The 12621-nt window shown below is 65.1% G+C and carries 9 protein-coding genes; 4 read left to right on the top strand and 5 right to left on the bottom strand.

Translation table 11 applies throughout. The features are described from left to right. The first annotated feature begins 272 nt into the window (after positions 1-272). The 4 genes from ctrA (at position 273) to QW861_RS23975 (ending at position 5727) form a co-directional block, all read left to right on the top strand. Entirely contained in the window at positions 273-974 is a 702-nt protein-coding gene (gene ctrA / locus QW861_RS23990; protein WP_012046382.1) for a response regulator transcription factor CtrA, read from the top strand. Positions 975-2187: 1213 nt separating this feature from the next. Continuing rightward, on the top strand, positions 2188-2592 hold the full coding sequence (locus QW861_RS23985; RefSeq protein ID WP_315714033.1) for a hypothetical protein: 405 nt from the start codon (positions 2188-2190) through the stop codon (positions 2590-2592). A gap of 429 nt (positions 2593-3021) precedes the next feature. Continuing rightward, positions 3022-4713, top strand: a complete 1692-nt coding sequence (locus tag QW861_RS23980) for an alginate export family protein (RefSeq protein ID WP_316193552.1) — start codon at positions 3022-3024, stop codon at positions 4711-4713. 12 nt (positions 4714-4725) lie between these two features. Then, a complete protein-coding gene (locus QW861_RS23975) occupies positions 4726-5727 on the top strand; it encodes an SDR family NAD(P)-dependent oxidoreductase (RefSeq protein ID WP_315752689.1) in 1002 nt (333 codons plus the stop codon). 198 nt (positions 5728-5925) lie between these two features. Here the strand turns inward: QW861_RS23975 and QW861_RS23970 are convergent, their stop codons facing one another. The 5 genes from QW861_RS23970 to QW861_RS23950 form a co-directional block, all read right to left on the bottom strand. Further along, positions 5926-8073 (bottom strand): phospholipase D-like domain-containing protein, encoded by a 2148-nt coding sequence (locus tag QW861_RS23970; RefSeq protein ID WP_316193551.1) that lies wholly within the window; start codon positions 8071-8073, stop codon positions 5926-5928. A 563-nt stretch (positions 8074-8636) separates the two neighbouring features. Next, positions 8637-10115, bottom strand: coding sequence for a dihydropyrimidinase (hydA, locus tag QW861_RS23965; RefSeq protein ID WP_316166479.1), 1479 nt, complete (start codon positions 10113-10115; stop codon positions 8637-8639). Continuing rightward, positions 10066-10794, bottom strand: a complete 729-nt coding sequence (locus QW861_RS23960; RefSeq protein WP_316193550.1) for an aspartate/glutamate racemase family protein — start codon at positions 10792-10794, stop codon at positions 10066-10068. Before QW861_RS23960 ends, hydA begins: the two co-directional genes overlap by 50 nt. Positions 10795-11032: 238 nt before the next feature. Continuing rightward, positions 11033-11809 carry an ABC transporter ATP-binding protein gene (locus QW861_RS23955; RefSeq protein ID WP_316193549.1) on the bottom strand — a complete coding sequence of 259 codons (777 nt, stop codon included), beginning with the start codon at positions 11807-11809 and terminating at the stop codon, positions 11033-11035. A 2-nt stretch (positions 11810-11811) separates the two neighbouring features. Continuing rightward, entirely contained in the window at positions 11812-12621 is an 810-nt protein-coding gene (locus tag QW861_RS23950) for an ABC transporter permease (protein ID WP_315767806.1), read from the bottom strand.

Raw genomic sequence — 12621 nt, 5'->3', positions numbered from 1 at the left:
TTCGCTTTGCCGCCCTCAAAAAGCGGTGAGATCCGAGAGTCGGTTAGGTCCATCTCTTAACATGGAGCTTGAACGAGAGCGGCTAAGAAAAACTGCTTCATCGCAACACCTTACGGCGATTCGATAAAAATTGCACGGATAGAGCTTGCGGAGGGGAATCAGGATTTGTTAACCATCTCTCGTCAGGATCCGAATCAGTTGTTCAAAGGCGTTTTGAGTGCCGCAGATGGCGGCCGACCTGACGCCCGGAGCGGCGACTATGGGGAACTGGCATGCGCGTTTTGCTGATTGAGGATGACAGCGCCGTCGCGCAGTCGATCGAACTGATGTTGAAGTCCGAAAGCTTCAATGTCTACACGACTGACCTGGGCGAAGAAGGCGTCGACCTCGGCAAGTTGTACGACTACGACATCATCCTTCTCGACCTCAATCTGCCCGACATGTCCGGTTACGACGTGCTGAAGCAGCTGCGTGTCTCGAAGATCAAGACGCCGATCCTCATCCTGTCCGGCCTCGCCGGCATCGAGGACAAGGTCAAGGGTCTCGGCTTCGGCGCCGACGACTACATGACCAAGCCGTTCCACAAGGACGAGCTGATCGCCCGCATCCACGCGATCGTCCGCCGTTCCAAGGGCCACGCCCAGTCGGTCATCCAGACCGGCGACCTCGTCGTCAACCTCGACACCAAGACGGTCGAAGTCGGCGGCCAGCGCGTGCATCTGACCGGCAAGGAATACCAGATGCTGGAGCTGCTCTCGCTGCGCAAAGGCACCACCCTGACCAAGGAGATGTTCCTCAACCATCTCTACGGCGGCATGGACGAGCCCGAGCTGAAGATCATCGACGTCTTCATCTGCAAGCTGCGCAAGAAGCTCGCCAACGCCTCCGAAGGCCGCAACTTCATCGAAACCGTCTGGGGCCGCGGCTACGTGCTGCGCGAGCCGCACGACATGGACGAACGCATCCCCGCCTGATCTTTCACTGGGTCCACCGGCGAGCCTCACGGCTTGCTCCTCCCAGACTGGGCCCCGCCGCGAATGGCGGGGTTTTTGTTTGTGGGCTGGGTCGATCGAGGCGAAGAACGTCGCGCACAGGCTGCGGCTTAGCGAACATTGCACTCCCCTTCTCCAGCGGTTGCGGCGCATCGCCTGTCCCGGCAGGGCAAGCCTGGCAGTCGGGCGCGATCTGCTGCGCCTCATCTCCGTCATTGCGAGGAGCGAAGCGACGAAGCAATCCAGAGTCCCACCCTGGCCCCTGGATTGCTTCGCGCTCGCAATGACGCCAGGGGGCGACGTTCAACCCGAGAAGCACGCACGACATCTGCGGATGCGCCTTATGCGACCCTGCGGACAAACCCTCGCGATCTCGCGGCGCCCAGCGCCCGAGCTATGTGCCATTCTCACCGCCCTCTCCTAACCGAGGGCGCAGGGAAGGCCGGGCGCCGGCCGCGCCCGTGGCCCGCCTGCAGAAAAGAAAGCAGGCGGCAGTCACCACAGGTCTGGCCGAACACCCGGCCCTCCCTGCGCGATGGCTTTACGATTTATACGCGATCTCCCTGGGGACCGGCTGTCTTGCCCCCATCACCCGCAGGCAGCTCATCAGCAACGCCCGCAGGCTCGACCTCAGCACCGGGAGGCCAGGACCACGCGACTTCACCGTGCGCCCGGGATCGTTCGTCGGCACGGCGAACCATGCTGCGATCCCAAGCGCCCATCGCATCCCACACCCGACGTCCGTGACGACCGCGAAGCGTCCCCTCGTTGGGGCGGGACGCGCGGAGTAAAGCACATTTTTCGTAAAAACAAAATAGAATTTCGATAAACAGAAATCATATTTCTTCCAGCCGTTCGAACGGCCACCGTGAAGGCTTGCGTTCCCGATCGAGACTCTGTCGAACGCTCCTGTTTCGGATCGACGATCTGCCATGTGCGGCTTCGCGCAAGTCACCTGCGATGCCCATGCGGCGCAGAGATCGGTCCCAACGTCAGAGGCATGTTGCGGAGCGACATCGGCTCCGCCGGGCACCGCACCAGAGCCGAAGAAATGATGCCAAAAGGTGTGCGGACCGTGACGTCGCACCCGCCCTTATTACCTTGAGTTGCATCAAAGACGGCCAGCAATTTCCGTGGCAGGCTAGCACTGACGGCGTATCCGTCATCAATGGTCCTTCAACGTGAGGAGTTCACTATGGCTAGAAGCATTGCTGTTGGTCTTGCTATTCTCGCCGTCTCTACATCTGCGGCCTTGGCCGGACATCGTACTCATCATGCAAAAGGTACTCATGCAAAAGCCAGTGCGGCTCAGCAGGTCGGGGCGAGCAAAAGTGATCGCGACCAATATGGAAATATGCAGGTCAATCCCGGAACTCCGGGCCTGAGCGGCAGCAACGCTGCCCTACATGCAAAAACGCATCGCGATTCCGGCTACGGGCCGAAGAGTGACTACAATGCAGACGGGACCATGCGGGTTGATAGCGGAACTCCGGGCGTAAGCGGCAGCAACGCTGCCCTACATCGTAGAACGCACCGCGATTCCGGTTACAATCCCAAGAGTGACTACAACGCGGACGGGACCCTGCGGGTGCATCAATAGTCGTTTCTTGCGACCACGTGATTGGCCCGGAGCGTTCCGCGCACCGGGCTTTCACGTCCACGAAAACTAGCGGTCCTTGCATTGACCGACAGCGATTACGGTGACGCTGCTCGACTGCACAAAACTATCATCTCGGCCGTTGTGTAACGGCGGGCTCATGAGTCTGGGCGGTCGCGCTGGCGATTACGGTGACGCTGCAGAAAACTATCGGAAAACTATCACGCGATCGTCCTCTAACGGCGAGCCTCGCCAAAGCACGCCCATGAGTCCGTCCGGTCGCTTTCGCTGCAGCGGCGCGGACCGGATGGGTGGCCTGCGGCACATTTCGCTCTGGTTGATCAAGATCAATCGCGCTACCTTGGCCTCGCCGATCATCGGATCACGCAATGAGCTGGTGGCAGAGCCATGCCGGACGGCAGACGTCTCCCAATGCGCGGAAGCCTCGGTCCGCACCTGGCGGCGTGGCTGTTCTCGCTGCTGCTCGTTTCTGCCGCCGGCGCCCAGGCACTGGGGCCCACGTTCGAGAACCGGCCGATCGAGTCGGTGCGTCTGGTGCTGTCGGGCGTGGTGCCCGGTGGGGCGCAGCGGGTCGCGTTCGAGGATCGCATTCGGCGGGCACTCAACATCTATCCGGGGTCGCAGCTTCACGACCTGATGGTCGATTTCGGGCTCGCCAAGGTGAAGCGCATCCCCGGCGTGGCCACGGCCTCGATCAACTACGTCGACGGCAACACCGGCGGCGTTGCGGTCGAGCTCAGCGTCGTCGTCGGCGACCGGCCGCAGGCGGATCCGGGCCGCGTCGATTTCCCCTATCTTCATCAGGGCGACGACAGCCTGCTGAAGCTCAAGCTGACGGCCGCGACGCTCGGCTACGCCAATCACGATGCCTGGTATGGCCGGCCGCAGGCCTTCGTCGGCGCCAATCCACTCGCCAAGGGACCGGCCGGCGCCGGCTGGTCGTCGTTCGGCGAAGCCGCGCTGGAGAGCGGGCTGCAGGGCATCGGACCGGTCGGCAACAACATCTATGCCTATGGCAGCCTCTCCTATCTGGCCAGCGGCTCGACCGGCACGGACCTGTTCGTCACCGGCCCGCGCCGCCATGGCGCGATCGAGGACGCCTATGCGGGCCTCGTCACGGGGATCACGGGCGACGACGGCTCGCGGCTGGTGATCAACCTGTCCGGCGGACGGCAGCCGTTCCAGATTGCCGACGGCATGCTGATCAGGATCACGGCAGCCAACGGTTTTGACCGCGCCGCGCTGCAGCTCAATCCGCGCTGGGCTGCCGACAGTTTGTTCCTCGCGCAGGCTCGCTACAACACCACGAAATTCGAGGCCTTCCGTCTCGCCCCCGACGAGCTGCCGGCGATCGATACCCACACCGTCATCGCCGGCGCGAACCTCGAGACGGGCCTGGGCACGCCGCATCAGCTCGGACTGACCTATCTGACCGTGCCGCGCTCCGACTACGGCTGGTACACGGCGACGGCGCAGGGCACGCGCCAGGGGCTGCAGGTCGCCGACGTGCGCTACTACTGGACGCCGGCCATCGGCGCGTCCGGTCCCTATGCGAAGACGGAGCTGGCGTTGCAATGGAACGACCGCAACGCGTTTCCGATGCGCGCCTGGGGCGGCTATGTCGAGGCGGGCTACACCTTCAACGAGGCGCTGTGGCGCCCCACTTTGAGCTATCGGCTGTCCGGATTCAGCGGCGACAATCCGGCGACGCGGACCTATGAGCGCTGGGATCCGCTGTTGTCGGGCGGCACCGGCGAGGAATGGGTGCAGGGGCTGAACCACTACAAGCTGTTTCAGGACACCAACCTGATCGCCCATCGCCTGCAGGCGATCCTGCGGCCGGCGCCGCAATGGGAGCTCGTGCCGCAGGCCTGGCTGTTCCAGGCGCAGCAGCTCAACAATATCGGCGGCACCACCTCGACGCTGGCCAGGCATCTGCTCGGCTACGAGGTCAATTTGACGGTGAAGTATTTCATGAGCCGCAACGTGATGTTCCAGTCGGGCGTCGCGCTGACGGCGCCGCTGTCCGGCGTCAGCCAGGCCGTTGCCGGCAACACCCGCCCGTGGTTCAGCGCGATGTCGCTGGCCCGGATCAGCTTCTGAGGGGAGATGTCGATGGATCGCCGCAGCATGTTGCAGAGCCTGGGTTCGGGGGCCGTGACGATTCCGCTGGCGCAACTGCTTCCGGGAGGCGCTGAGGCGGCTGAGCCCGTCGGCCCGGCCAACCTCGCGATCAGCCCGATCGATCCGGACTACTTCATCAAGGATCGCTTCAAGTCACGGACGATCGCCATCACCGGATTTGCCCGCGGCATGGGCCGCGCCGCCGCGCTGCGGGCGGCGCGCGAGGGCGCCAACATCGTCGGGATCGACTGGCTGCCGGACACGGCGCGCGAGACGGCGGCCATGATCCAGCGCGAGGGTGGCGCGATCGAATTTCTCGTCGGCGATGTCGCGAAGGGCGACACCTGCGACATGATGGTCAGGCGGGCGGTCGAGAAGTTCGGCGGACTGGATTTTGCCATCAACAATGCCGGCGTCATGGACGGCGTGTTTTCCGGGGAGGCATTCGACTACGACAAGCAGAAGGATCTGCTGTTCGCGCCGATCCACGAGGCCTCCGATGCCTATTGGGACAATGTCCTCGCCACCAACGCCACCGGCGTGTTTCGCGCCATGCGGGCCGAGCTGCGGCAGATGGTGGCGCAGAAGCGCGGCGGGGCGATCGTCAACGTGGCCTCGATCGCCGGCCTGACCGGACTGGCCGGCAATCCGGCCTATGTCGCCAGCAAGCACGCCGTCAACGGATTGACCGCCAACGCCGCGGTCGACTACGCGCCCCACGGCATTCGCATCAACTCGGTCAACATGGCGGCGACGGACACGCCGATGATCGCGCGGGCCGCGCAGGCCGTCGCGGCCAAGATGCAGCGGTCGCCGGCCGACGGCGGCATGGGACGGCTGAAGACGAACTCGATCCTCAGTTATGCCGATCCCAGGCATCGTCCGGCCACCGTGTGGGAGCAGGTCGCGGTGATGCTGTTCCTGCTGTCGCCCGAGGCGTCGAACCTGACCGGCGCGTTCTACGCGACGGATGGCGGATGGACGGCCTACTGAGCCCGCTTCAAGACGGCTAGAGCATGATCTTTTCGGAAAACCGGTTTCCAATTTTTTGGATCATGCTCTGAGGACTGGAACGCTCGTGTGCCCGCGATCCGCTTCGGGCAAGAGACGAGATCATGCGCGATCCCGCGGACTCGCATCACGATCCCATGGCCTCGTCTGCGCGGCGACGGTTCAGCGCGGGCGCAACGCTCAGCGCCCTTTCCTCTTGGCGCTCGTCTTGGCTCGCCTGGCGGTCTTGGTCGCGGTCTTCTTCGCCGGACGCTTGGCCGCCGTCTTGGTCGCCTTGGCCTTCGCCTTCTTCGCTGAGGCGGCACGCTGGCTTGCCGTTTTCGACGCCTTCTTCGCGACCTTCTTTGTCGTGGTTGTCTTGCGGCCGGCCGAGGTCTTGGCTGCAGCGGCGGTCTTCTTTTGGGCCTTCTTGGCCGGCTTGGTCGACGGCCTCGCGGGCTTCGTCGTCGCAGCCGGTGTCTTGGCCGGCTTGGTGGTGCCGGTTGGCTTGGCGGGCTTCTTCGGCGTCGGTGGCGTTTCGACCGCCCCGCCGCCACCCGCCGCCGACAGCCAGAAGCGCAGCTCCGGCGATTTCTCCTCGGCGCCCTTGATGTAGCGGTCCTGCCAGCTGTCGTCGGATTGCAGCGGCTTGCCGAAGATCTCCGGGTGCTGCTGCAAGAGGAAGCGCCAGGCGTAGTGGTCGTAGAGGTCGAGGACGTGGCAGGCATAGGCCTCGGCGAGACCGCGGTGACCGCGGATGATCAGCATGTTCTCGTCGTTGTTGTGCGAGGCGCGGAAGCCGAGATTGTGCGAGCCGGTGACGACGACGCAGTCGTCGCTGAACGGATCGATCACCACGATCTTGCTGTGGATGATGGCGAAGCCGTATTTGCCGAGCTCCCTCTCCCACTTGCCGAACGCGTCCTGCACCGCACCGGCCGGCACGGCGCGGAAATCGATGCTGCCCTTGGCGCCCGGCTTCTTCGGCTTGCCGGCCTCGCCGACCACCGTCACCTGGGGCGCGGTGTCGTCCGCTCCCTCCTCCGCCGGCACCTCCGAATGGCCACCGGAATGCAGCGCGGCGGAGAAATTCGTCGCGCGCACTGGGCTGGTCAGCGCGCCCCGCACGAACAGATCGGGCTTGTCCTTGAGCAACTGGCCGGCGACGTCGAGGATCGAGTTGTTGCCGGGATCGAAGGCCAGGAACAGCACGGCGTGCTTGGCCGATCGCATCAGCTCGAACACGCGGCCCATGTCACCGGGCGTATCGGGATTCTTGCCGAGCTTGCCCGGCGTGTTCGGCGAGAACATCGGCTCGATGGTGACGCCGTGGCCCAGGTCGACCGGCGCCTGGATCGCGTCGGCATTGTTGGCGCGGGCGAAGTCGCGCAAGGTCTTCGACTGCAGCGCCGACTTGTCGCCGGCGGCGGCGTCGACGTCAGCCTTCAGCGCGTTCCAATAGCCGACATAGCGCTGCGCCAGCGCTGGGCTCTCCACCACCAGCGCGTTGTTGGTCTGGGTGCACAGGCCGGTCGAGGTCCAGTTGGTCGAGCCGGACAGCACCGCGCTCGGCTTGCCGTTCTCGGTGAGCACCATGAACTTGTTGTGCGGGATGCTGCCCTTGCCGAGGATGCGGTCGATCACGGCGACGCCGGCCGCCTTCAGATTGGCGCGGTTCTCGGCGTCGGCATCGTCAGAGTCCTTGCCCTGCTCGTTGCCGAGGATGACCGTGCGGCTCGCGGGGTTCTGGTGGAGCTGCTTCTCCAGTCCGTCGGGATCGTTGAGCTCGTAGAGGGCGGCATGGATGGCGCCGCCGCCGGCATCGGCACGCGCGAGCAGCGAGGTCAGGCCGTCTTGAAGCTGGCCCATCAGGCGGATGCGAATGGGATCGGCAGGATCGAGGATGTGCGGGGCCAGCGCCGACACGCTCGGCTTGTCGTTCAGCGCATGGCTGAGCGCCTGGGTCGCGGTGATGCCGCGGTTGAAATAGACGTGGAACGGCGGCCGCTCCGGCGTCAGCGTGACCGGATTGCTCTCCAGCGGCGCGACGCCTTCGAGCGGCGTCAGCGCCTGGCCGGGCGTGCCGGCCATCGGCACGATGCGATATTTGTAGGTGCCGCCGCGCTTGGCGAACAGATCCTTCCACCAGAACTTCTGGATCGGCGCCTGCTCGGTGGTGAGCTTGTCCGCGGTCTGCCCGGCAAACCGTGCCAGCGCCGGCAGCACGGTGTCGGTGTGATCGGCGAGATCGATGCGATGAATGGCGAAGCCGAGACAGCCGTCGAGACGGCGATCGAAGGTCCAGGCGATGACGGCAATATCATTGTTCGAAAAGGCAAGCGCGGGCATGGCGGCACTCCTTGTCTGACAAGGATATGTCGTGCGGTTGTGACAAGGGTTCGACACATCCGGAACAAGAAGTGGCTAGTCGGAGGTCGCGAGGGAAGATGGTGCGGTGCGGGAGAGCAGTGGCTCGACCGGATCGCTGCTCACCCTCCTCCGGAGAGCCGGGGTGGGGGACAGACTACCCACACATGAGGTAAATGGGATGGATTGGCGAGGAAGCTTTCCGGATGGACGACGCGCGTAGCCTCACCCTCCCGGGCAGAGCGATCGCATATGGCCCCCTACGTATTGCTCTCGTCTGTTTCCACGTCGTCCGGCGCCCTGGGAGCAACGTGGATGCCCGGGACAAGCCCGGGCATGACGGAGTAACTAGCCGGCAGGCGTCGCTGCCGCGATTGTCGCATTCGTCATATGCGATCGCCCTGCCGTCCAGGGGAGGGTGGGCACCTGTGTCCAACTCGTCATTGCGATGAGCGCAGCGACGAAGCAATCCAGAGTCCCGTTCACGACTCTGGATTGCTTCGCTTCGCTCGCAACGACGCGTCGAGAGAGCGCGCTCAGGCCGCTCAGGCCAGGCCGCCCGGCTTGCCGCGGGTGACGTAGCGGCCACTGCCCTTGGCGCCGATCAACTCGCCGTCGCGCACGACGAATTTTCCGCGCAGCATGGTCGCCACCGGCCAGCCGGTGATCTCGATGCCTTCATAGGGCGTGTAGTCGGAGCCGTGGTGCAGGCCGGACTGGCTGATCTTCGCGGTCTTCGCCGGGTCCCACAGCGCGATGTCGGCGTCGTAGCCGATCGCGATGGAGCCCTTGCCCTTCAGGCCGTAGGTCTTGGCATGGTTGGTGGCGGTGAAGGCGACGAACTGGTTCAGGGTGATGCGGCCCTTGCTGACGCCTTCGGAGAACAGGATCGGCAGCCGGGTCTCCACGCCGGGGATGCCGTTCGGCACCCAGCGAAAGCTGGTGCGGCCCTTCGGCGTCAGCTTGCCGGCCTCGTCGTCGTAGCGGAACGGGCAGTGGTCCGACGAGAACAGCGAGAACACGCCCTGCTGCAATCCCTCCCAGCAGGCCTCCTGGCTGGCTTTGTCGCGCGGCGGCGGCGAGCAGACATATTTGGCGCCTTCCATGTTGAGGCCCTGCATGTCCTCCTCCGTCAGCACCAGATATTGCGGGCAGGTCTCGCCATGGATCTTCAGGCCCCGAGCCTGCGCGCGGCGGATCTCCTCCATCGCCTCGCGGTTGGAGACGTGGACGATCACGATCGGCACGTCGATCAGCTCGGCCAGCGAGATCGCGCGATGGGTGGCCTCGCGCTCGACCGGAATCGGGCGCGACTTTCCGTGATAGTACGGCGCGATGTGGCCGGCGCGCTCGAGGCGGTCGGTGAGGAAGCGGATGGCGTCGTAGTTCTCGGCATGGATCTGCACCAGCGCGCCTTGCTCGCGCGCGACCTGCAGCACGCCGAGGATCTCGTAGTCGTTCAGCGCGAGCCCCTCATAGGTCATGAAGATCTTCAGCGACGAATAGCCGTCGGCGACCAGCGCCGGCAGCTCCTGGCCGAGCACGGCGTCGGTGGGATCGGCGATGATGAGATGGAAGGAGTGATCGACGTAGCAGGCGTTGTCGGCGAGCGCGTGATAGTCCTTCAGCGCTGATCGCAAGGGCTGGCCCTTCTCCTGCAGGCAGTAGGGCATGACGAACGTGTTGCCGCCGAAGGCGGCGGCGCGCGTCGCGCTCTCGAAATCGTCGGCCATGACGATGCCGGGGCCGGAGGGCTGGCTGATATGGACATGGCTGTCGATGCCGCCCGGCAGCACCAGCAGGCCCGTGGCATCGACGATCTCGTCGGCATCGGTGATGGCCTCGCCGATCGCGACGATGCGGCCGCTCTTGATGGCGACATCGGCCTTGAACGTATCGCTCGCGGTGGCGACGGTGCCGTTGCGGATGACGGTGTCGAAGGCAGCCATGTGACGCGCTCTCCCTAGTCCAGATTCAAGCGAATTTCTGAAACAGCGATCCCCACCCGCTGACGCCGCTGACATCGACCCCTGCCAGTTTCAGCGATTTCCATACCACGGTGGCGATGGTGTCGAGAATGGGAATGCCGGTCTCCAGCTCGAGCCGCGCGACCAGCGGCGCGGCGCGCATGTTGGTGCAGACCACCGCGATCGCATCCGGCTTCTCGCGCGCGACCTCGCGGATCATGGTCTCGATCTCGGACGGCGTCACTTCCGCGAAGGAGAAATTGTCCTGCAGGTTGAGGTGCCGGTCGCCGCGGCAGGCGATGCCGAGCTTGTCGTAGTTGGCGATGATGCGCGCCTGGACGTCGTCGCGGTAGGGCGTGACGAGGCCGAGCGAGGTGGCCTTCGCCGCCGCCAGGATCTCGTTCAGCGCCAGCATCGAGGTGGTCGCAGGGATGCCGGTGGCTGCGGTGATATGCTCGCACAGTTTCACGTCGGCCTCGAAGCCGAGCCAGCCCGACGAGGTGCCGTTCCAGCCGATGACGTCGACCTTGGCATGCGCCAGCAGCTCGGCGGCGCGCAGGATGTTGGAAATGTCGAACTGCGCGAGCGCGTCGGACGAGAGCGCGATCTCGGTGACCTTGAAGCGCGAGAAATGCGCGGAGACGTTGGGCAGGCTCGCGACCATCGCCGAGGTGATCGGCTCCAGCGCGGTGTTGGACGACGGCGTGAGCATGCCGAGCAGCGTGCGTTTGGTCATGGGTGAACGACCTCGTTCGATCGCGGATGGCGAGCGGGAGAGCCTTCCCCGTTTGCGGGGGAGGCCGGATCGCATCGCAGATGCGATCCGGATGGGGGAACTCTATCCGCTCGGGCAGCGCGCCGTGCGGCGCCCCCACCCCAGCCCTCCCCCGCAGGCGGGAGAGGGAGCGCACTGCGCGCGTCGAGATGGCGCACGTCCAGCATACAGCGTTCGAGTGAGTGCGATCTTGGCAGCATCACACCCGTTCTCCCTGCTCCGCCCGCTCCCCGCGCAACAGCGCCAGGATGTGGCGCTTCAGCGCGTTGAACTGCGGGCTGGTGATATCACGCGGCCGCGGCAGATCGATCGGGATGATCTCGACGATGCGCCCCGGCCGTGCGCTCATCACCGCAACATGCGTGCCCAAGGTCAGCGCCTCGTCGATGCCATGGGTGACGAACACGATCGTGCCCTGGTGCTGCTGCCAGATGCGCACCAGCTCGGTCTGCATGTCCATGCGGGTCTGCTCGTCGAGCGCGCCGAACGGCTCGTCCATCAGGATCACTTGCGGATTCATCAGCAGCGCCCGGGCGATGCCGACGCGCTGGTTCATGCCGCCCGACAGCTCCGACGGATAGTGGTTCTCGAAGCCGGTCAGGCCGACCATGTCGATATAGACCTGCGCCCGCGCCCGGCGCTCGGCCTTCTGGCCGCCGCCGAGCAAGAGATGAAAGGCGACGTTCTCCCACACCGGCAGCCACGGCATCAGATTGGCATGCTGGAACACGACGCCGCGATCGGCGCCGGGCGCGATCACCGGCCGGCCGTCGACGGTGATGTTGCCGGCGCTCGGCTTCTCGAAGCCGGCAATCATGTTGAGCAATGTCGACTTGCCGCAGCCGGAGGGACCGAGCAGGCAGACGAGCTCGTTGCGGGCAATGGACAGATTGATGTCGGCGAGCGCGGTGACGTCGGCGTTGCGCTTCTTGTCGGTGAAGATCTTGGAGACGCCGGAGATCTCGATCGTGGCCATCGTCATTCTCCGCCACGAAGCGTGGTGTTGCGCTGCCAGTGCAGCACGCGCGCCATCACGAAGCGGATGGCGAGGTCGCTGCAGAAGCCGAGCAGGCCGATGCTCGCCATCGCCGCCAGCACCAGATCGTAGCGCAGGAAGTAGTAGCTGTCCCACAGCACGTAGCCGAGCCCGCTTTTCACCGCGACCATCTCCGCAGTGACCGTGAGCATCCAGGCCGAGCCGATGCCGATGCGCAGCCCTGCAAAGATGCTCGGCATCGCCGCGGGCACGACGATGTAGCGCAGCAGCTTGCGCTCGCTGCCGCCGACCATGGCGCCGGCGCGGATCAGATTGCGGTCGCAGGTCTTCACGCCGTGGATGGTGTTGAGCAGGATCGGAAAGAACGCGCCGAGGAACACCAGGAAGATCGCCGGCTTGTTGGCGATGCCGAACCAGATGATGGCGAGCGGGATCCACGACACCGGCGGGATCGGCCGCAGCATCTGAAGCGTCGGCTCGATCACGATCTCTATCTTGCGCGACCACCCGATGGCGACCCCGAGCGAGACGCCGAGCACGGTGGCAATCGCAAAGCCTGCGGCAACGCGCGACAGGCTCGCCAGCATGTCGGCGAGCCAATGGCCGCTGTAGGTCTGGGTGTTGCCGTCGGTGCCGACCAGCCAGTCCGCCCACGCCCACACGACCGTCGACGGCGCCGGCAGCAGCGCTGCCGGCAGCGCGCCGGAGCGCGAGAACGCCTCCCAGCCGGCGAGCACGAGCACCGGCACGACATAGCGGTCGAGCTTCCTGAGCTGGGCGAGCGCCGTCAT

Source organism: Bradyrhizobium sp. SZCCHNRI1029 (assembly GCF_032487555.1).
Classification (GTDB): domain Bacteria; phylum Pseudomonadota; class Alphaproteobacteria; order Rhizobiales; family Xanthobacteraceae; genus Bradyrhizobium.
This window is presented reverse-complemented; position numbering and strand designations above follow the sequence as displayed.

What these genes read in the sequence shown, in the direction of transcription:
- ctrA (WP_012046382.1), top strand. Translation starts at nt 273, where the DNA reads ATGCGCGTTTTGCTGATTGAGGATGACAGCGCCGTCGCGCAGTCGATC.
- QW861_RS23950 (WP_315767806.1), bottom strand. Translation starts at nt 12,621, where the DNA reads ATGACGGCGCTCGCCCAGCTCAGGAAGCTCGACCGCTATGTCGTGCCG.
- QW861_RS23960 (WP_316193550.1), bottom strand. Translation starts at nt 10,794, where the DNA reads ATGACCAAACGCACGCTGCTCGGCATGCTCACGCCGTCGTCCAACACC.
- QW861_RS23985 (WP_315714033.1), top strand. Translation starts at nt 2,188, where the DNA reads ATGGCTAGAAGCATTGCTGTTGGTCTTGCTATTCTCGCCGTCTCTACA.
- QW861_RS23980 (WP_316193552.1), top strand. Translation starts at nt 3,022, where the DNA reads ATGCGCGGAAGCCTCGGTCCGCACCTGGCGGCGTGGCTGTTCTCGCTG.
- QW861_RS23970 (WP_316193551.1), bottom strand. Translation starts at nt 8,073, where the DNA reads ATGCCCGCGCTTGCCTTTTCGAACAATGATATTGCCGTCATCGCCTGG.
- QW861_RS23975 (WP_315752689.1), top strand. Translation starts at nt 4,726, where the DNA reads ATGGATCGCCGCAGCATGTTGCAGAGCCTGGGTTCGGGGGCCGTGACG.
- QW861_RS23955 (WP_316193549.1), bottom strand. Translation starts at nt 11,809, where the DNA reads ATGGCCACGATCGAGATCTCCGGCGTCTCCAAGATCTTCACCGACAAG.
- hydA (WP_316166479.1), bottom strand. Translation starts at nt 10,115, where the DNA reads ATGTCAGCGGCGTCAGCGGGTGGGGATCGCTGTTTCAGAAATTCGCTT.